Source organism: Bradyrhizobium barranii subsp. apii, from assembly GCF_011516635.5.
In the GTDB taxonomy this organism is placed as follows: domain Bacteria; phylum Pseudomonadota; class Alphaproteobacteria; order Rhizobiales; family Xanthobacteraceae; genus Bradyrhizobium; species Bradyrhizobium barranii.
Map to the genome: position 1 here is coordinate 4,752,777 of NZ_CP096255.1, position 19,271 is coordinate 4,772,047.

A 19,271-nucleotide genomic window follows, 5' to 3' on the forward strand; every position below is an offset into this window, starting at 1 on the left:
CATGGCCGAATCCATTCAGTCGCTCGACCAGCTCTCGCAGCTCAAGACCGCGGTCGCGCCCGACGCGCCCAAGCACGAGAAGAAGGTCGACAAGTTCAACCGCGCCTATGCCACCGGCAAGCGCAAGGACGCGGTCGCCCGCGTCTGGATCAAGCCGGGCGCCGGCAAGGTCACGGTCAATTCGCGCGAGGTCGAGGTCTATTTCGCCCGTCCCGTGCTGCGCATGATGATCGAGCAGCCGTTCTCGGTGGCCGCGCGTTCCGGCCAGTACGACGTGATCTGCACCGTCGCCGGAGGCGGTCTGTCCGGCCAGGCCGGTGCCGTCCGTCACGGCATCTCCAAGGCGCTCACCTATTTCGAGCCGGAGCTGCGCACCGTGCTCAAGAAGGGCGGCTTCCTGACCCGCGACTCCCGCGTGGTCGAGCGCAAGAAGTACGGCAAGGCCAAGGCCCGCCGGTCCTTCCAGTTCTCGAAGCGTTAATCGCTTCGGTCACATTCGCCGCGAAAGCGGCTTCAATGAGATGCAAAAGGGCGCTGATTTCAGCGCCCTTTTTGTTGTTCGTTTGTATGCAAATTGATGACGTGTTTCCCGAAAACTTGGCCCCGCATGAAAACCTGAATGGAACTCGCGGGACATAGCGTCGCATCTGGAAGGGCGCGCAAGTCGGCTGGGCCGATCGCGTAACTTGCTATGTCTAGAAGGGGGCCGACATGATGTCGCTCGATAGCATCACGCTCTATTTGGTCGCCACCATGGTTGCCGCACTGCTCGGCGCCATGATGGTGTTTTTCGGCACGCAGGAGAACAGCCCCGCGCTGAAATGGTGGGGCACCGCGTATCTGCTCGGCGCAGCGTCCGTCGCGTTATGGACCGCGGCCGGCGAGAAGCTCGGCCCGCATCTTTACCTTGCGCTGAACGCGGTCGGCTTCGTCGCCTGCGGCATGGTGTGGAATGCGGCGCGCGTCTTCCACGGCCGCAAGCCGAACTGGCCGGGGCTCCTCGTCGGCGCGCTGGCCTGGGCCGCCGCCGTGACGCTGCTTGATCCCGCCGCGTCAATGCTGCGTATGATCGTCGGCGCCGGCATCGTCTCGGTCTATGCGGCGCTGACCGCGAGCGAGCTCTGGGTTGAGCGGCGCAAGAGCCTGCAACGGCGCTGGCCGGCCTTCGTGGTGCCGGTGATGCACGGCTGCGTGCTGATGCTGCCGATCGTGCTCGGCAGCTTCCTGCGTCCGAACGATGCCGGCTTCTCCGGCAGCATCTGGGTCACTGTGTTTGCGGTCGAGCTCATCCTCTATGCCGTCGGCACCGTGTTCGTGATCTTCATGCTGGTGTCGGAGCGCACGGTGACGGCGCACCGGACCGCCGCGTCTACCGATCCCCTGACCGGCATGCTCAACCGCCGCGGCTTCTCGGAAGCCTGCGGGCGCGTGATCGAGCGCGAGGCCAAGGCCGGTCGTCCCGTGACCGTGATGATCTTCGACATCGACCACTTCAAGTCGATCAACGACCGCTTCGGCCATCCTGCCGGCGACGAGATGCTGAAACTGTTCTCGACCGTCGTCGTCAGCAACCTGCGCATGACCGACATGTCGGGCCGTATCGGCGGCGAGGAGTTCGCGGCGCTGCTGCCGTGTTCACTGGAGGAGGGCGTGCTGGTTGCCGAGCGCGTGCGCGAGGCGTTCGAGACCTCCGGCGTCGTGGTCGACGAAGGCCCGGTCGACACCACCGTCAGCATCGGCGTCGCCGGCGGTCCGGCCGGCACCGAGCTCGAGGTGCTGCTGGCCTCGGCCGACACCGCGCTCTATCAGGCCAAGCGCGGTGGCCGTAACCGGGTCGAGGCGGCGGAGGAGCTGCCGCTGTCGCTGGAGAACTGGCGCCGCCAGAGCGCGGCGCGGGTCGGTGCGCCGCAGGCGCGTCCGGCCACCGCCTGAAGCCAAGAGGCGCCTTCGGTAATCCGCTGTTTACCATTCGATCCCTACCATTGCGGTCATGGAATCGATCCGTCGACAGAACCCGCAGGCTGCCCTGATGTCGCTTGAAGCCGCTGCGGCCTCGGCACGCGGCGGCTTCGCCTGCGTGTTCTCCACCGCGGATGAATACGAGCGCGCGCTGATCACCGAGCGCCGCGCCCAGGGGCGCTACACGCAAAGCCGTAGCTACTGGCCGCTCGCGCTGTTCATCGGTTGCGCGCTCATCGTGGCAGGCACCGCTCTGCTGTTGGCCTGAGAGCACGCATTTTTGACCGGTCAGGGGGCCGATTCGGTGCCTTTTTCTTCGTTGCGGTCTACGGTAGACACACCCATCAAACAAACAGGGTGGAAACCGATGATCACCGAGATCGCGCAAATCGACGTCAAGCCGGGCAGCGAGAAGGACTTTGAGGCGGCTGTCGCCAAGGCCAAGGCAGCCTTCGGCGGTTCCAAGGGCTTTCACGGCTTCGAGCTGCACAAGTCGATCGAGAAGCCGCAGCGCTACCGGCTGATGGTGAAGTGGGCGACGCTGGAGAACCACACCGTCGATTTCCGCGGCTCGGAGAATTTCACCGAATGGCGCGGCCTCGTCGGCCAGTACTTTGCTTCGCCCCCGGAGGTCGAGCACACCGAGACCGTGCTGACGACCTGAGCGACTTCACGACGCCTTACGCCGCCTCGTCGCCTGAGCATGATCTTTTCGGAAAACCGCTGCGCACTTTTCCGGATCATGCTGCCAGGGGCGGCGCCTCATACGTCTTGAAATGGTCGATCATGACCTTGGCGATGGCGACCAGTGGCAGCGCCAGCGCCAGGCCCCAGATGCCGAACACGACGCCGAGCAGGATCTGGAACGCGAACAGCGTGGCCGGCGGGATGTCGAGCGCCTGCCGCTGCAGGATCGGCGTCAGCACATAGCTCTCCATCGCGTGCACGCCCATGAAGAGAAGGAAGGCCGACAGCGCCGGAATCCAGCCCGAGGCGAGGCTCGCGAGCACCACGACGACGCCGGCAATGATGGCGCCGACGGTCGGAATGAAGGCGAGCAGGCCCGCCTGGATCCCCAGGATGAACGAGCCGGGGATGCCGATGATGGCAAGCCCGATCCAGGTCACGATGCCAACCGCAATCATCACGACGATCTGCGCGATCAGCCAGCGTTCCAGCGTCTCGCTGATGCCGTCGATGATCAGGGTGACGCGGGTGCGATGCCTCGCCGGCGCCAGGAACAAAAGGCCGTCGTGATAGACGCCGGGCTGGGCGGCGAAGGACAGCCCCAGGAACAGCACGATGAAGATGTTTCCCACGCCGTGGATGGTGCCGAGCAGGAGCTTGAAGGTCTGGCTCACGATCGCGCCGCCGCTGGAGGCCAGCGCGCCGGCGCCGGGCAAGGAACCGCGCGGGGGGGCTGCTGGCGAGGGTGTCGAGTCCGATGGTGGATTGGCCGAAGTGTCGGACGCAGCGTTGCCGAGATCGAAGAAGCTGGTGTCGATCCCGTGGCTGTCCAGGAAGGTCTTCACGTTGCCGATCTGCGACTTGATGGTCTTGCTCAGCAGCGAGGCCTGCTCGGCGATGGTGGCGCCGCCGAGATAGGCGACGCCTGCGAGCAGCACCGCAAGCACGACGCAGACGATCGCGAGCCGGACCGGATGCGGCAGGTGCACGCGGCGGCCGAGCGCGTTGGTCAGCGCGTTGAGGCCGACGCCGAGCAGCATGCCGGTGAAGATCAGCAGCAGCGTGGTTGCAAAATACCAGGTGAAGACCAGCATCGCCGTGAACAGCACGACACCGATGCCGCCGATCGAAATTGCCCAAGCCAGATCGGTGCGGGTCGTGGGGCGTTGGTCTGCGAGGATGGTCACATCATGTCCTTTTCGGCGGCTGCGGGCGGGGCACTCTTTCGACAAACGCGCTTCCGATCAAGACCGCGTCAACGCGCTGGTTTGACGCTGTCGCGCGAACGGTGCAGAGCGATGAGGAGAAAACAGGTGGGGGGCGCTTGAGTTTCATCAGCAAATGGGCCGGTCTGCTCGGGCTTCTGGCCGTGATCGTGATCGGCGACCAGATCCGGATCAACCGGCCCGGCCACAAATACCGCCTCACGGTCGAGGTGACGACGCCTGACGGGATCAAGACGGGATCCGGCGTTCTCGCTGTCGTGCCCGACGGCAACTATAACCGTGGCGGCCGCACCACGATGCGCGGGGAGGCTGTGTTCGTCGATCTCGGCCAAGACGCCGGCAAAGGCAAGAACCTGGTGGCATTGCTGGCGCATCAGCAGGGCGGCAAGCTCGACCTCGACGACATCAACTATGTCGCGCTCCGTGCCTATGGCGCCGCGCGCGGCAACCGCGTCTCGTTCAACGATATCAGCCGGCAGGCCGGCATGGTCCCGGTGCAGGGGGAGCTGATCCCCGTGCTCGTGAGCTTTGGCGATCCCAAAGACCCCAAGACCGCGCGTCTTGTCGCCCGCGACCATGCGGATACGGTTCTGGGCGATGGCTACGCCGTCCGTGCCCTCACCGCCGAGGTGGTGCCCAACGGGTTTTGGCCGATCGATTTCGGCGGGGTGCTCGGGGAGCCCGTGACGCGCGGAATCGAGGCGAAACTGCCCTGGCTGGCCACGCCGGACGATCCGGCGGCAACCGCGCTGAAGGCCGCCGGCCTGCCCGTCGTGGGGACAACCGAGGCCCGGGAGGCATTTGCGCGAAAATAGCATTGCCGTCCCGCGATCCCTTCTGTTGAATTTGTTCCATCCCAAGGGCATGTTTGGAGAATCTTCTTACGCGGGAGGTCGGAACGGGAGATGAGAAAGCCGGTCGTCGGCGTGATCGGGAACGCCCATCGCGTCGAAAATCGATTTCAGGTCCAGATGGTCGGCGAGCGCAATTTGCGCGCTGTGGCCGAGGTTTCCGGCGGCCTGCCGATGATGTTTGCGGGAGCACCCGACATCACCGATATCGGCGCGCTGCTCGATGTGGTCGACGGGATCGTGCTCACCGGCGCCCGCGCCAACGTCCATCCGACCCGTTTCAATGTCGATCCGTGCGAGCGGCACGAGCCCTACGACATCCACCGCGACGAGGTGGCACTGGCGCTCTCGGTCGCTTGCGTGTCCCGCGGCATTCCGCTGTTCGGCATCTGCCGGGGCCTGCAGGAGATGAACGTCGCCTTCGGCGGCTCGCTGCATCCGGAGATCCGCGAAATCCCCGGCCGCATGAACCACCGCATGCCCAGGCTCGAGAACGGCGAGATTCATCCCGATCCGACCGTGGTCTTCGCCGACCGTCACGACGTCGACCTCACGCCCGGAGGCGCCTTCGCGCGGCTGCTCGGCTGCGAGAAGATCAGGGTCAATTCGCTGCATGGCCAGGGCATTCTCGATCCCGGCAAGCGCGTGCTGATCGAGGGCGTAGCCGAGGACGGCACCATCGAGGCGATCCGCATCGCGGAAGCCCCGACCTTCGCGCTCGGCGTACAATGGCACGCCGAATACGACCCGCAGCGCAATCCGATCAACCGCAAGCTGTTCGAGGCGTTCGGCGAGGCGATGGTCGTACGCCAGCGTGCGGCGGCGTAACAAGAGGCTCGCTCGCAGCCATCGACTGAACAGCGCCTTGGTTTCGCAGCTTACGCCGTCCGCTCCATCCGTCGCGCGCGATAGGCCTGCGGCGACATCAAGGTCAGCTTGCGGAACGCCTTGCGAAAGCTGCTCTCGTCCTCATAGCCGGCCGTGCGTGCGATGGTCTTGATCGGCTGCGCCGTCGTCTCCAGCAGCGTGCGCGCGTGCTCGACGCGGCGGCGCATGATGAAGGCTTGCGGCGGCTCGCGCGTGAGCTCCTGGAACTTCCGGTTCAGCGTGCGCTCGCTGAGGCCGAGCGCATCGGCGAGGCGCTTGACCGTCATCGGGCTCTTGCCGGTGCGGCGAACCAGCAGGTCGGCCCTGGTCAGCAGCGGGTCCTGCGAGAGCAAATAGCCGACAGGCATGAAGATCGATTGGGAGCGTTGCGCGGTGTCGATGACGACGTAGTCCGCACAGAGCTTTGCAATCGCCTTGCCGTCGACCATCTCGATCAGCCTGAGCAGGAGGTCGACCCATGACATCGGTCCGGCCGCGCAGACGATGCGGTCCGCTACGGTGATGACGGCGTCGGCGGCGAGGTCGATGGTAGGGTGGCGCTGCCGCAGCTCGCCTTGCAGCCACCAGGTGATGGTGGCGCGGCGGTGGTCGAGCAGGCCGCTGCCTGCAAGCAGGAACACGCCGCTGCAGAATGCGCCGATCAGCCGGCCGCTCGCATGCTGCTGCCGAAGCCAGGCGCCGGCGCGGGCATATTGCGGTTGCAGGCGTTCCGCCGTGACGTGATCGACGAGGTTGCCGGGGACGAGGATCGCGTCGAAGCGACCGCGTTTGCCGACCGCGCCATCGACGGCGACCATCTGGCCGCCGCCGGCGCGCACCGGCTTGCCGTCGAGCGAAAGCACCTCCCAGGCGAAGCGCGTTTTCGCACCGCTCTGCTGCATCACGTGATTGGCGAGCGACAGGATGTCGGCGACCCCGGCGATCGCCGAATGCATGCAGCCTTCCAGCGCCAGAATTGCGAGCTTCATGAGACCTCCAGGACAGGCGCGGCGATCCTAGCCGATCGGCGCAGGGCTGTGTGGCGGAAATTGCCCGATCTCTGTCTTATCCGCCACTGCCTTGCCGGCGCTGTCAGGTCCAGTCTCGTGCCGTCGTCACACGACATCATTGGAGAGAGACATGCCTTACGTCACCATTTCCACCGTCCGCGGCATCCTGGATGCCGGGCAAAAGAAGACCCTGCTCGAGCGCGTCACCGATCTCCTGGTCGAGGTCGAAGGGCAGGGCAACCCGGATTTCCGCCGCAACGTCTGGGTCAGGATCGAGGAGCAGGAGCCGGCGCACTGGTCGCTCGGCGGCATGCAGCCGACGCCTGAGATCATCGCCGGCATGTTCGGCACGATCGGCGCGGATGGCGTGCGGGTCCGACGGCCGTAGCAGCGCAGCGTGCGCGGGCGGACCAGCCCAAGGCATGGTTCGCCACCGCCCTGTGCTCAATCGATCTGCGGGACGTTTTTCCATTGCATCGCACAATCACGACCATGGCCTGCACGCGGCCGCATTGAGGTTCGCAAGATGCGCACCATATGTTCTGCAAGGGAGCCCTGCCGTGCAGACCATGAAGGCGGCCCTCGTTGCGGCGATTGGCGTCGTGGCTTTGATCTGCTGCCTCCTTCCCAGCTCAGCGGAGGAGAACGGCCGTCTTGCATTGATCGTTTCGATCGACGGAGCCATCGGCCCTGCGTCGGCCAGCTACGTCAAGGAGGCTTTGGCCAAGGCAAGCGAACGGCGTGCCGAGGTCGTGCTTCTGAGACTGAACACGCCCGGCGGCCTCAATTCCAGCATGCGCGAGATCATCGCGGATGTGCTGGCCTCGCCGATCCCTGTCGTCGGTTACGTCGCTCCCTCCGGCGCCCACGCGGCGAGTGCGGGGACCTATATCCTTTATGCAACCCACATCGCGGCGATGGCGCCGGGCACCAATATTGGCGCCGCGACGCCGGTGCAGATCGGCGGGCCGCTGCCGGGTCTTCCGAGCGGACCGGCGGACAAGGGCGGCAAGGACAAGAAGGACGGTGACCAGCAGAGCGAGTCCAAGGATCAGCCCAAGGATGCCATGACGGCAAAGGCGACCAATGATGCGGTTGCCTTCATCCGCAGCCTTGCGGAACTGCGCAACCGCAATGTGGACTGGGCGGAGAAGGCGGTCCGTGAGGCTGCCACGCTCTCTGCGAACGCCGCGCTGGAGGCTCATGCCATCGATCTCGTCGCGCGCGATCAAGCTGAATTGCTGAGGCAGATCGATGGTCGCGTGGTCGAGGTTGCGGGCGGCAAGACGCAACGCCTGGTGACGAAGGATGCGGTCGTTGAAGCCATCGATCCCGGAGCGATATCCCGCTTCCTGGCGGTCATCACCGATCCGAACGTGGCGTTCATTCTCCTGATGGTCGGCATCTACGGCTTGATCTTCGAGTTCATGTCTCCTGGAGCCGTCGCCCCCGGAGTCGTCGGCGCGATCTGCCTGCTGATCGGCCTCTATGCGCTCAATCTGCTGCCGATCAATTATGCCGGCCTCGCCCTGATGTTGGTTGGACTCGTGCTTCTCACCATCGAAGCCTTCAACCCGACCGTGGTAATCGGGCTCGGAGGGATCATCGCGTTCGTGCTGGGAGCGCTGATGCTTTTCAGGGGCGAGGCGCCGGGCTACTACCTGTCGTGGTGGGTGATCGGCATCACCGCAGCAGTGTTCGCCGGCTTTGCGCTCGTCGTGCTCGGTTCGCTTCGGCGCGTCGGCAGGGCTCCTGCACTGGTCGGCGCGCAGGCCATGCGAGGCTTGCCCGCCGAGGTTCTCGACTGGAATGGAAACGAAGGTCATGTCTTCGCCCATGGTGAGCGCTGGCAGGCGCGCGGCGCCGAAACGTTCAAGCCCGGAGAGACGGTCGAAGTCGCCAACATCGTCGACCTGACGCTGCTGATACGGCGCGCACCAACAGGCGAGGGAGGTACGTCATGATGCTGGAATATCTGACCTATGCGGCGCTCGCGTTGCTTGTCATCATGTTCCTGTCCCAGGCTATTCGAATCCTGCGCGAATACGAGCGTGGCGTCATCTTCACGCTCGGCCGCTTTACCGGCGTGAAGGGTCCGGGCCTCATCATCCTCATTCCGATCGTGCAGCAACTGGTGAAGGTGGATCTGCGGGTGATGGTGCAGGTCGTGCCGCCGCAGGACGTGATTTCGCGGGACAACGTCTCCGTCAAGGTCAACGCCGTTCTGTACTTCCGCATCGTCGACCCCGAACGGGCCATCATCAAGGTCGGCGACTACATGGCCGCCACCAGCCAGCTCGCCCAGACCACCTTGCGCTCGGTGCTCGGCAAGCACGAGCTCGACGAGATGCTCGCCGAGCGCGACAGGTTGAACGCGGACATCCAGGAGATCCTCGACAAGCAGACCGACGTCTGGGGCATCAAGGTCACCGGCATCGAGATCAAGGACGTCGATCTCAATGAAACCATGGTGCGCGCGATTGCCAAACAGGCCGAGGCGGAGCGCTTGCGGCGGGCCAAGGTGATCAATGCGATGGGCGAGCAGCAGGCCGCCGAAAAGCTCGTCGAAGCCGGCCGGATTCTCGCGCAGGAGCCTCAGGCGATGCAGCTACGTTATTTCGCGGCCCTGCACGACATCGCGGGCGAACGGTCGTCGACCATCGTCTTTCCGCTGCCGACGGGCCTGCTCGACCATTTTGTGCCGCGGCGCGACAACCCGTAGCCATCAGCGGCAGGATGACCCATCTTCGGCCCAAATGGAGGTGTCGAATATTGCTCCCAACTTAAACGGGAGGAAAATTCGATGACGAAGCACGCCGCCAGACCAGCAAGCCGCCGCCGAAATCGGACATTGATGCTCACCGTCCCGCTGGTCGCCCTCGCACTTTGGTCGTGGGGGATCGATGCGGCGCAGGCCGCAGAGCCGGGCAAGGACGCGACGGCGGCCAGCCTGCCGCGCATTCTCGTGCTTGCGACGGGAGGCACCATCGCAGGCCAGGCCGACGCGCGCGCGACCGGCGCGTACAAATCAGGCCAGATCACCGGCGAGCAGTTGATGCAGTCGGTGCCGGGCCTGGACAAGCTCGCAAAGCTGAACGCCGAGCAGATTTCGTCGATCGGATCCCAGGACATGAACGACAAGGTCTGGTTTGCCCTGGCCCGCCGCATCCAGGACGCCTTCGACAAGAATGAAGCCGATGGAATCCTCATCACCCACGGCACGGATACGCTGGAGGAGACCGCGTTCTTTCTCGACAATGTCGTGCGCAGCGACAAGCCGGTGGTGATCGTCGGTTCGATGCGTCCGGCCACGGCGGTGAGTGCGGACGGCCCCGGCAATCTGTACGAAGCGGTGCAGGTGGCGGCCGATCCGCGCTCTCGCGGCCGCGGCGTGATGGCCGTGCTGAACGACAAGATCCAAAGCGCCCGCTCGATCACCAAGACCAACACCACGAGCATCGAGACGTTCAGCTCCCCCAATGACGGCCCGATCGGCTATGTCGACACCGCCGGCGGCATCCGTTTCATGACCCAGGCCGCCGGCTTCAAGCGCACGACCTATCCGCTCCCGGCAGGCGAGCAATTGCCGCGCGTCGAGATCGTCTACTCGCATGCCAACATGGACGCCGTTCCGATCGAGGACGCCATTTCCCACGGCGCCAAGGGCATCGTGCTGGCCGGCGTCGGCGACGGCAATACGTCGAAGCAGGCCCTCGATGCGCTCGAAGCGGCGGCGAAGAAGGGCATCATCGTCGTCCGCTCGACGCGGGTTCGATCCGGCTTCGTCACCCGGAATGTCGAGGTTGACGACGACAAGAACGGGTTCGTCGTGTCCGAGGACCTCAATCCGCAGAAGGCCCGTGTTCTCACTCAATTGCTGATCGCGGGCGGCGTGACGGGTCCGGCCGAGCTCCAGCGCGCCTTCACTGCAACGTGGTGATTGGGCAAGTCGCATCCTGCGGGGTGGGTTAGCGTAACCCAGCCTACGCTCCCGAAACGAAAAGGCGCTCCTCGCGGAGCGCCTTTTGCTTGTCGCAGAGAGTCCGGGCCGCTCAGCCCGAATAGTACATGTCGAACTCGACCGGGTGCGGGGTCATTTCGAAGCGCTCGACCTCGGTCATCTTCAGCTCGATGTAGCTGTCGATGAAGTCGTCGTCGAACACGCCGCCGTTCTTGAGGAAGCCGCGGTCCTTGTCGAGGTTTTCGAGCGCCTCGCGGAGCGAGCCGCACACCGTCGGGATCTGCTTCAGCTCTTCCTTCGGCAGGTCGTAGAGGTCCTTGTCCATCGCCGGACCCGGATCGATCTTGTTCTTGATGCCGTCGAGGCCGGCCATCAGCATCGCGGCGAAGCCGAGATAGGGATTGGCGAGCGGATCGGGGAAGCGCACCTCGACACGCTTGGCCTTCGGCGAAGCGGTGTAGGGGATGCGGCAGGAGGCCGAGCGGTTGCGCGCGGAGTAGGCGAGCAGCACGGGGGCCTCATAGCCCGGGACCAGGCGCTTGTAGGAGTTGGTCGACGGGTTGGTGAAGGCGTTGATCGCCTTGGCGTGCTTGATGATGCCGCCGATGTAGTGAAGGCAGGTCTCCGACAGGTCAGCATACTTGTTGCCGGCGAACACCGGCTTGCCGTCCTTCCAGATCGACTGGTGCACGTGCATGCCCGAGCCGTTGTCGCCATAGACCGGCTTCGGCATGAAGGTGGCGGTCTTGCCGTAGATGTGCGCGACCTGGTGGATGCAGTACTTGTAGATCTGCATGTGGTCGGCCATCAGCGTCAGCGTGTCGAACTTCATGCCGAGCTCGTGCTGGGCGGACGCGACTTCGTGGTGATGCTTCTCGACCTTGACGCCCATCTTGGCCATGGCGCCGAGCATTTCGGAGCGCATGTCCTGCACGGAGTCCTGCGGCGGCACCGGGAAGTAGCCGCCCTTGGTGCGGACGCGGTGGCCGAGATTGCCGCCTTCATATTCGGTGTCGGAGTTGGTCGGCAGCTCCGAGGAGTCGAGACGGAAGCCGGTGTTGTAGGGGTTGGCGGAGAAGCGCACGTCGTCGAACACGAAGAACTCGGCTTCGGGGCCGACGAACACGCTGTCGCCCACGCCCATCGACTTCACCATGGCCTCGGCCTTCTTGGCGATGCCGCGGGGGTCGCGGTTGTAGGGCTCGCCGGTGGTCGGCTCGAGCACGTCGCAGGTGATGACCATGGTGGTCTCGGCGAAGAACGGGTCGATCGTCGCGGTCACCGGATCCGGCATCAGGCACATGTCGGACTCGTTGATCGCCTTCCAGCCGGCGATCGAGGAGCCGTCGAACATCGTCCCTTCGGCGAAAATGTCCTCATCGATCATGCTGATGTCGAACGTCACGTGCTGCCACTTGCCGCGCGGATCGGTGAAGCGCAGGTCGACGTATTTGACGTCGTTGTCCTTGATCGATTTCAGGACGTCTTTGGCGGTCTTCATGCATACCCCTTTTGGCTCTGCGGGTCGGTTTCCAGGTGAGCAAGATTGTTCTCGCTTTTGGCGAGTTCGCGCGCGAGCGCACAAACAAAATCAGGCCGCCGAAGCAGCCTTTTTCTTGTCGGAGTGTCGCAAAATGCGGGATAGCACCCGGCTCAGATAGCGTCCAGCCCGGATTCGCCGGTCCGGATGCGGATCGCCTCTTCGATATTGGAGACGAAAATCTTGCCGTCGCCGATGCGCCCGGTCTGCGCGGCGCGGCGGATCGCGTCGATGGCGCGCTCGACCAGATCGTCGCCGATCACGATCTCGATCTTCACCTTGGGGAGGAAATCGACGATGTATTCTGCGCCGCGGTAAAGCTCGGCGTGGCCCTTCTGCCGGCCAAAGCCCTTGGCCTCGGTCACGGTGATGCCTTGCAGGCCGACTTCCTGAAGCGCTTCCTTCACCTCGTCGAGCTTGAATGGCTTGATGATGGCTTCGATTTTCTTCACTGCGCGCCTCCCGGCCTTTCGATCAAATAGCAACGTCTTCGTCAGGATGCGCTTTTCTTAACGCACGATCTTGTCTTCGCTATGCCGGGATGCCTGACCAGCCCGGCAACAACGGCCGGCCACACCCTGATAGATTGCCAGTGAGCACGACGAACCGAAGCGGCTTCCTCGAAAGCAGGGTCTATGCCAAGTTGCAAATGCCCTGATTATTGGAGCGTTATCAGCCTTTTAACGCGCATCTCTGATAGGTGGAGCCGACTGGCTCAAAATACCGCAGACTACGAAATAGGCAATCGGTTCAATATCTGTGCAAATCGTTGTTCTGCCGGGTGGGCCTGTACGGAACGTGCCTGTTGAAAAGGCGTTTGGACCAGGGAAGTGGCATGGAAGTTCTGACCAACGCTGAAATGCAGCGTGCCGACCAGCTCAGTATTGCGGCAGGCACGCCCGGCTTCAAGCTGATGCTCAGCGCGGGGCAGGCGGTCGCGGAGGCCGCCAACGCGCTGGTGGAGGAGGGGCCGATCCTGATCGTGGCCGGTCCCGGCAACAATGGCGGCGACGGTTTTGTCGCAGCCGCTGAGCTCGCCGCGCAAGGGCGCGACGTCTCGGTGATCCTGATGTGCGAGCGCGACCAGCTCCAGGGTGACGCGGCCTCCGCGGCGCGCGGCTGGAAGCACCCGGTGCTGCCGTTCAATCCGCAGGCGATCGGCAAGCCCGCGCTGATCATCGATGCGCTGTTCGGCGCGGGCCTCAGTCGCCCGGTCGACGGCGAGGCGCATGCGATGATCGAAGCGATCAACGCCAACGGCGCCCCGGTGCTCGCGGTCGACCTGCCGAGCGGCATCAACGGCACCAGCGCAGCTGTGATGGGTGCGGCGGTGAACGCCACCGAGACCGTCACCTTCTTCCGCAAGAAGCCGGCGCATTTGCTGCTGCCCGGCCGGATGCATTGCGGCCACGTGCGCGTCGCCGACATCGGCATCGACGCACAGGTGCTGGACGAGATCGCGCCGCGGACCTTCGAGAACGATCCGGATTTCTGGGGCACCGCCTTTCCGGTGCCGCGCATCGACGGCCATAAATACGCACGGGGCCACGTGCTGGCGGTCTCGGGCGATGCCGCCGCGACCGGCGCGGCGCGGCTCGCCGCCCGTGGCGCTTTGCGGGCCGGAGCGGGCCTTGTGACATTGGCAACGCCGCGCGATGCGCTCGCGATCAATGCCAGCGCGCTGACTGCAGTGATGGTTCGCGCCTGCGACACTGCGATCGAGTTCGGCGCGTTGCTCGGCGACAAACGCTACAATACCTGCCTGATCGGCCCCGGCGCGGGCGTTGGCGATCGCACCTGCGATCTGGTCCACACGGCGCTTCACGCGCAGCGGCATCTGGTGCTGGACGCGGATGCGCTGACGAGCTTTGCCGCAAACCCCGAGCGGCTGTTTGAATCGATCAAGTCCTCTGAGGACAGTGCAGTGGTGCTGACGCCGCACGAGGGTGAATTTCCGCGCCTGTTCTCCGACCTCAGCAACAAACATCCGGGCCGCTCGAAGCTGGAGCGAGTCCGCGCCGCCGCCGAGCGCTGTGGTGCGGTCGTGCTGCTGAAGGGGCCGGATACCACCATCGCCGCGCCCGACGGGCGCGCCACCATCGCCGCCAACGCGCCGCCCTGGCTCGCCACCGCCGGCGCCGGCGACGTGCTCGCCGGCATCATCGCAGGACTTCTGGCGCAAGGCGTGCCGGCCTTCGAAGCCGCCAGCATCGGCGTCTGGATGCATGGCGAGGCGGGAAGCGAGGCGGGCCCGGGCCTGATCGCGGAGGATCTGACCGAGACGCTGCCGGCCGTGCACCGGCGGATCTATAATGCGCTTGGGGTGGAGTACTAGTGCTCAGGCAGCTCGCACTCACCGATATGGGCGCGGCCGCGCAGGTCCATCGGATTGCGTTCGACCAGGCGATGCCGTGGCTCGTTGGGCTGCACACGCCCGATGAGGACCGCTGGTTCTACCGCGAGCGCGTATTCACGACGTGCCGTGTGTGGGGGCGGTTCGATGATGACGTCCTGAGCGGGATCATCGCCTTCCACGAAGGTTGGTTGAGCAGCTCTATGTACTGCCCGTCGCACGGGGGCGCGGCGTCGGCACAGAACTCCTTGATGTCGCCAAGCGGGCCAGCGACCGGCTGGAGCTCTGGACCTTCCAGCGCAACGCGCCGGCGCGGCGCTTCTATGAGACGCGCGGGTTCGCACTGGTTGAACAAACCGACGGGGCGCGGAACGAGGAGCGGGAGCCTGACGCTCGCTACCTCTGGACGCGGCGGTAGTCGCTCACTCCACCCCATACCAGCGCACCAGCCGTGGCGCGGCCCAGTCGGTCACGACGGATTCGATCAGCCAGGGTCCGGGTGAGGTCGCCGCGAACGCGACGCGCTGGGTTTGGCCGGGCTCGATTGCGAGCGTGTCGAGCCAGTAGGGCTTCCAGCCGTCGTCGAGCTTGTCGAGCAGGCGGAAATGATGGCCGTGCAGGTGAAACACGGTCGTGGCCGGTCCGGGGTTCTTGAGGGCCAGCACGACGGTGCGGCCGGCCCTGGCGCGGAAGACGGGATTGGAGGAGACGGAGAAGCTTGCAGGCCGTGCCCAGCCGGCGTCGGGCGCGCCGAGCGCGACATCGAACCGCAGGGCGCCTTTGAGGTCGAGCTTCTCGGGGAGGTCGTTCAGGGGGAGCGGCTGTGGCGGCAACAGCGGCGCGCGCCGCTCGAGCTTGCCTGATATCGTAAGGCTCCCGACCTGACGCGCCTCCTTGCCGTCATGTAACAGGAATGGGGCCGATGTGGCCGCATCCACGAAGGCGTCTGCGCGTGCGCCGGGGGCGAGCACCAGGGCGCCGTTGCGCGCCGGGAATGGCTCGGCCGGCTGTCCGTCCAGGGCCATCACCTGGACCTCGTGGCCCTCCAATTTGATCGCCAGAACAGAACGTTGCGAGCCGTTGATAAAGCGCAGCCGCAGCCGCTCGCCGGCCGTGGCTGAGAGTTCGAATGAAGTCCGTCCATTGAGGGTAAAGAGCGGTGTCGTGCCCTCAGGTGCGCGGCCGGGCGGAAGCGCGGTCCCATCCGGCCGCAGACGCCATTCCTCGATCAACAGGACCTCGTCGCGGTCGACGGCGACGCGATTTGTCTCGCCGGCGATGATCGGAAGCGGACGCGCGGGCAGCTTCAGACCGTCTTCGAAGAGGCGGAAGTCGGCTGCCAGAGTTCCTGCATTTGGTATTGAAACAATTGAGGTTTCAGTCACATCCGGCGCAGTCGGCGTACGCCCTCGCAACGGGTCGGCCCCGGCCGGGCCATTCAGGCCGTACCAGACTGGCGCAAGCGGGACAGGCAGGTCGTTCCGGAAGACCACCTCGCAGCGGTCGCCTCGCTTGAGACGGACGTTCCCGATATGGCTTACGGCGGCCAGCTCCCAGATCGGTGTAGCCGGCTGACCCGGCCTGAGCGCCAGGGTTGCCGGCCTTGCCTGCAGGGCGAGCTGGGCGGTGACAGCGGGGGCCGCGCCGCCGGCGATCAACCCGGCTGCGGGGGCTGCAAGTCCAGCTCCAAGTCCGGCCAAAACCTCACGCCGGGTCGGGTCAGAGATCCGCGTTTTCATGGCTCGATGCGGACCATGAAGCGCTGGATAAGTCCAGCCGTCGCGCCTACTTAAAGCCTGTCTCTATCGGGCCATTTTTTTGCTGCGAACAGTCAGGCACATGCTATAAGCCCGGCCGCCCGCGGCATCGCGGCCGGTCTTGATGCAAATTCACGCGGGCGTGGCGGAACTGGTAGACGCGCTGGATTTAGGTTCCAGTGACGAAAGTTGTGGGGGTTCGAGTCCCTCCGCCCGCACCAAGCGCTTTCAGCGTTTGCACGGATTACCGAAGGGCTGCTTCCTCACGGAGTGTTTCCGGCGGAAGTGGTCCGATGAACCACCGGCGTTGAGGCGTCTTGCCTCGCGCCGGTTCGATTAATGACAGCGTCCCGACGCATGCGTGCCGGGGCCGAGCGAGAAGAAGATTGGACGCCATGCAGGCCACAGAAACCCTCTCGGAAGGTTTGAAGCACGAGTTCAAGATCAGCGTTCCGGCGTCTGATCTCGACGCCAAGGCTGGTGCCAAACTCGTCGATCTCAAGGACAAGGTCCGCATCAACGGCTTCCGCCCCGGCAAGGTGCCGGTCGCTCACCTGAAGAAGGTCTATGGCCGTTCGGTGATGGCCGAGACCATCGACCAGACCATCCGCGACACCAACACGCAGCTGTTCTCCGACCGCGGTTTCCGCCTCGCGACCGAGCCGAAGATCACCATGCCGACCGAGCAGGCCGAGGTCGAGGAGCTGCTCAACGGCAAAACCGATCTGACCTACACGGTCGCGATCGAAGTGGTGCCCGCGATTGCGCTCGCCGATTTCAAGAGCTTCCAGGTCGAGAAGCCTGTCGCTGACGTGTCCGACACCGATGTCGACGAAGCCATCAAGCGCATCGCCGACAGCAACCGCGGCTATGCGGCCAAGGCCGAGGGCGCCAAGGCCGAGTCGGGCGACCGCGTCACCATCAACTTCAAGGGCACCATCAACGGCGAAGTCTTCGAGGGCGGCACCGGCGAGGGCATCCAGGTCGCGATCGGTTCCAATACCTTCATCCCCGGCTTCGAGGAGCAGCTCACCGGCATCGGCGCGGGCGAGACGCGCACGCTGAAAGTGTCGTTCCCCAAGAACTACATGAACGACAAGCTCGCCGGCCAGCCGGCCGAGTTCGAGACCACCGCGACCTCGATCGAGGCGCCGCAGGACGTCGCGATCGACGACGAGTTCGCCAAGACGCTTGGCCTCGAATCGCTGGACAAGCTGAAGGAAGCCGCGCGCGAGCGTCTGGCTGCCGAGTTCGCTGGCGCGACGCGCCAGCGCGTCAAGCGTGCGCTGCTCGACCGCCTCGACGAGGCGCATCGCTTCGAAGCGCCGCCGTCGCTCGTCGACGAGGAGTTCAATCTGATGTGGAACTCGGTCAAGGCCGAGATGGATTCGGCCGGCAAGACCTTCGCGGACGAGGATACCACCGAAGACAAGGCCAAGGACGAGTACCGCAAGATCGCCGACCGCCGCGTCCGGCTCGGCCTCGTGCTGTCCGAGATCGGCGAGAAGAACAAGATCACCGTGACCGACGACGAGGTCGGCCGCGCCGTGATCGAGCGCGCTCGCTCGATGCCGGGCCGCGAGAAGGAAGTCTGGGACTATTACCGCAGCAACGCCCAGGCGCTGGCCCAGCTTCGTGCACCGATCTACGAGGACAAGGTCGTCGACTTCATCCTCGAGCTCGCCAACGTGACCGAGAAGAAGGTCTCGCGCGAGGACCTGTACAAGGACGAGGACGCGGAAAAGACCGCAGCCTGAAGGCTCTAGAGCGTTTTCGAGCGAAGTGGATACCGGTTCGCGTAAAGAAAACGCGTCAAACTTAGAATCTAGAGCCCCGTTCCGATTCCATCGGAACGGGGCTCTAGGAAAGCCTTCCATTAAGGATGATCAGCAAAGGGGCCCGGCTAGCCAACTGGCTGGCTGGGCCTGTTTGCGAGAATCAGCTTCAAGTGCCCCGTGGATTAAGCCTTAATTCGCTCCGCACTTGTCTGGCGCGAATTGGGCTATATCTGTCGGTACGCCCTGTACCCAAGTCTTATACCAAGCGTTCTACCTCTACCCACTTCCTGCATCACTGGCGTCCATCGGCCTTCCGGCAAATCCAGCTAAACTGGCAGCCAAGACTGGCAATGTCCGCCTCCTAAAACCCTAGGTGACTCATGCGCGATCCGGTTGAAACCTACATGAACCTCGTGCCCATGGTGGTCGAGCAGACCAACCGTGGCGAGCGCGCCTACGACATCTTCTCGCGCCTGTTGAAAGAGCGCATCATTTTCCTGACCGGGCCGGTCGAGGACGGCATGTCGACGCTGGTGGTCGCGCAGCTCCTGTTCCTTGAAGCGGAAAATCCGAAGAAGGAAATCTCGATGTACATCAACTCGCCGGGCGGCGTGGTGACGTCGGGCCTCGCGATCTACGACACCATGCAGTTCATCCGCCCGCCGGTCTCGACGCTGTGCACGGGCCAGGCCGCCTCGATGGGCTCGCTGCTGCTCTGCGCTGGCGAGAAGGACATGCGCTTCTCGCTGCCGAACGCGCGCATCATGGTGCATCAGCCCTCCGGCGGCTTCCAGGGCCAGGCCACCGACATCATGCTGCACGCGCAGGAAATCCTGAACCTGAAGAAGCGGCTCAACGAGATCTACGTGAAGCACACCGGTCAGACCTACAAGACGATCGAGGACGCGCTGGAACGCGACAAGTTCCTCACCGCGAACGACGCCAAGGAGTTCGGCCTGGTCGACAGGGTCATCGACAAGCGCGCCGAAGAGCCGGCGGCGAAACCGCAGTAACGCGAACGGGGCTGCAACATCGATCCCTGGAATACCTATGGGGATTTCCCGGGATCGTCAGGGCGACGTTCACGTTAACAGCGCACTACGCGGCGGCGCAAAAAACAGTCTTGCGCCCCGCGACAGGCAGAAAGTTCCGCTTTCGTGCTTGTTTTTCGTGGCAATCCAGCAACTCCGGGGCGATTTCGATCACTTCGTCCGTGCCAAGACGTGAAATAACGGTATTGTCACGGGTAGCCAGCGCCCCCTCGATTAGCGAATTCTTGATA

At 64.5% G+C, this 19,271-nt stretch carries 18 protein-coding genes, 1 tRNA gene and 1 pseudogene; 15 read left to right on the plus strand and 5 right to left on the minus strand.

The annotated features are described in order from the left end of the window. Position 1 precedes the first annotated feature (1 nt). The 4 genes from rpsI (at position 2) to HAP41_RS22565 (ending at position 2,623) form a co-directional block, all read left to right on the plus strand. On the plus strand, positions 2–481 hold the full coding sequence (rpsI, locus tag HAP41_RS22550) for a 30S ribosomal protein S9 (protein WP_166097019.1): 480 nt from the start codon (positions 2–4) through the stop codon (positions 479–481). Between the two features lie 230 nt (positions 482–711). Then, complete coding sequence (locus HAP41_RS22555) at positions 712–1,932, plus strand: GGDEF domain-containing protein (protein ID WP_166097018.1); 1,221 nt, start codon at positions 712–714, stop codon at positions 1,930–1,932. 58 nt (positions 1,933–1,990) lie between these two features. Then, positions 1,991–2,227, plus strand: coding sequence for a hypothetical protein (locus HAP41_RS22560; RefSeq protein WP_028149020.1), 237 nt, complete (start codon positions 1,991–1,993; stop codon positions 2,225–2,227). 99 nt (positions 2,228–2,326) lie between these two features. Beyond that, on the plus strand, positions 2,327–2,623 hold the full coding sequence (locus HAP41_RS22565; protein WP_028155908.1) for an antibiotic biosynthesis monooxygenase family protein: 297 nt from the start codon (positions 2,327–2,329) through the stop codon (positions 2,621–2,623). Positions 2,624–2,699: 76 nt separating this feature from the next. On the opposite strand, the gene HAP41_RS22570 is transcribed toward HAP41_RS22565, so the two are convergent. Beyond that, positions 2,700–3,833, minus strand: a complete 1,134-nt coding sequence (locus tag HAP41_RS22570; RefSeq protein WP_166097017.1) for an AI-2E family transporter — start codon at positions 3,831–3,833, stop codon at positions 2,700–2,702. 137 nt (positions 3,834–3,970) lie between these two features. On the opposite strand from HAP41_RS22570, the gene HAP41_RS22575 reads away from it, so the two are divergent. Both HAP41_RS22575 and HAP41_RS22580 read left to right on the plus strand, forming a co-directional pair. Continuing rightward, the gene (locus tag HAP41_RS22575) at positions 3,971–4,687 is read left to right on the plus strand and encodes a hypothetical protein (protein ID WP_166097016.1); all 717 of its coding nucleotides are present in this window, start codon (positions 3,971–3,973) and stop codon (positions 4,685–4,687) included. 90 nt (positions 4,688–4,777) lie between these two features. Further along, positions 4,778–5,551, plus strand: a complete 774-nt coding sequence (locus HAP41_RS22580) for a gamma-glutamyl-gamma-aminobutyrate hydrolase family protein (RefSeq protein WP_166097015.1) — start codon at positions 4,778–4,780, stop codon at positions 5,549–5,551. A gap of 50 nt (positions 5,552–5,601) precedes the next feature. On the opposite strand, the gene HAP41_RS22585 is transcribed toward HAP41_RS22580, so the two are convergent. Beyond that, positions 5,602–6,579: a GlxA family transcriptional regulator gene (locus tag HAP41_RS22585; RefSeq protein WP_166097014.1), complete on the minus strand. Its 978-nt coding sequence runs from the start codon at positions 6,577–6,579 to the stop codon at positions 5,602–5,604. Positions 6,580–6,730: 151 nt separating this feature from the next. Here HAP41_RS22585 and HAP41_RS22590 point away from each other — a divergent pair, with 151 nt between their 5' ends. The 4 genes from HAP41_RS22590 to HAP41_RS22605 all read left to right on the plus strand — a co-directional run bounded on the left by HAP41_RS22590 (position 6,731) and on the right by HAP41_RS22605 (position 10,540). After that, entirely contained in the window at positions 6,731–6,988 is a 258-nt protein-coding gene (locus HAP41_RS22590) for a tautomerase family protein (RefSeq protein WP_071913326.1), read from the plus strand. A gap of 172 nt (positions 6,989–7,160) precedes the next feature. Continuing rightward, positions 7,161–8,564, plus strand: coding sequence for an NfeD family protein (locus HAP41_RS22595; RefSeq protein WP_166097013.1), 1,404 nt, complete (start codon positions 7,161–7,163; stop codon positions 8,562–8,564). Then, positions 8,561–9,322, plus strand: a complete 762-nt coding sequence (locus HAP41_RS22600; RefSeq protein ID WP_063982951.1) for a slipin family protein — start codon at positions 8,561–8,563, stop codon at positions 9,320–9,322. The genes HAP41_RS22595 and HAP41_RS22600 overlap by 4 nt, the downstream gene beginning before the upstream one ends. Positions 9,323–9,403: 81 nt before the next feature. Continuing rightward, a complete protein-coding gene (locus HAP41_RS22605; RefSeq protein WP_166097012.1) occupies positions 9,404–10,540 on the plus strand; it encodes an asparaginase in 1,137 nt (378 codons plus the stop codon). A gap of 112 nt (positions 10,541–10,652) precedes the next feature. Here HAP41_RS22605 and glnA read toward each other — a convergent pair whose 3' ends face one another. Continuing rightward, the gene (gene glnA / locus HAP41_RS22610) at positions 10,653–12,062 is read right to left on the minus strand and encodes a type I glutamate--ammonia ligase (RefSeq protein WP_063982953.1); all 1,410 of its coding nucleotides are present in this window, start codon (positions 12,060–12,062) and stop codon (positions 10,653–10,655) included. Positions 12,063–12,214: 152 nt separating this feature from the next. Next, positions 12,215–12,553 carry a P-II family nitrogen regulator gene (locus HAP41_RS22615; protein ID WP_007603495.1) on the minus strand — a complete coding sequence of 113 codons (339 nt, stop codon included), beginning with the start codon at positions 12,551–12,553 and terminating at the stop codon, positions 12,215–12,217. A 383-nt stretch (positions 12,554–12,936) separates the two neighbouring features. On the opposite strand from HAP41_RS22615, the gene HAP41_RS22620 reads away from it, so the two are divergent. Both HAP41_RS22620 and HAP41_RS22625 read left to right on the plus strand, forming a co-directional pair. After that, positions 12,937–14,436, plus strand: a complete 1,500-nt coding sequence (locus HAP41_RS22620) for an NAD(P)H-hydrate dehydratase (RefSeq protein ID WP_166097011.1) — start codon at positions 12,937–12,939, stop codon at positions 14,434–14,436. Further along, a pseudogene (locus tag HAP41_RS22625) lies at positions 14,436–14,872 on the plus strand (GNAT family N-acetyltransferase). Before HAP41_RS22620 ends, HAP41_RS22625 begins: the two are co-directional and overlap by 1 nt. Positions 14,873–14,876: 4 nt before the next feature. Here HAP41_RS22625 and HAP41_RS22630 read toward each other — a convergent pair. Then, positions 14,877–16,193: a multicopper oxidase family protein gene (locus HAP41_RS22630; RefSeq protein WP_166097010.1), complete on the minus strand. Its 1,317-nt coding sequence runs from the start codon at positions 16,191–16,193 to the stop codon at positions 14,877–14,879. Positions 16,194–16,347: 154 nt separating this feature from the next. Here HAP41_RS22630 and HAP41_RS22635 point away from each other — a divergent pair. The 3 genes from HAP41_RS22635 to HAP41_RS22645 all read left to right on the plus strand — a co-directional run bounded on the left by HAP41_RS22635 (position 16,348) and on the right by HAP41_RS22645 (position 19,002). Next, a tRNA-Leu gene (locus HAP41_RS22635) sits at positions 16,348–16,432 on the plus strand. Positions 16,433–16,606: 174 nt separating this feature from the next. Next, entirely contained in the window at positions 16,607–17,968 is a 1,362-nt protein-coding gene (tig, locus tag HAP41_RS22640) for a trigger factor (RefSeq protein WP_166097009.1), read from the plus strand. A 401-nt stretch (positions 17,969–18,369) separates the two neighbouring features. Next, positions 18,370–19,002: an ATP-dependent Clp protease proteolytic subunit gene (locus HAP41_RS22645; protein WP_063982958.1), complete on the plus strand. Its 633-nt coding sequence runs from the start codon at positions 18,370–18,372 to the stop codon at positions 19,000–19,002. Positions 19,003–19,271 lie beyond the last annotated feature (269 nt).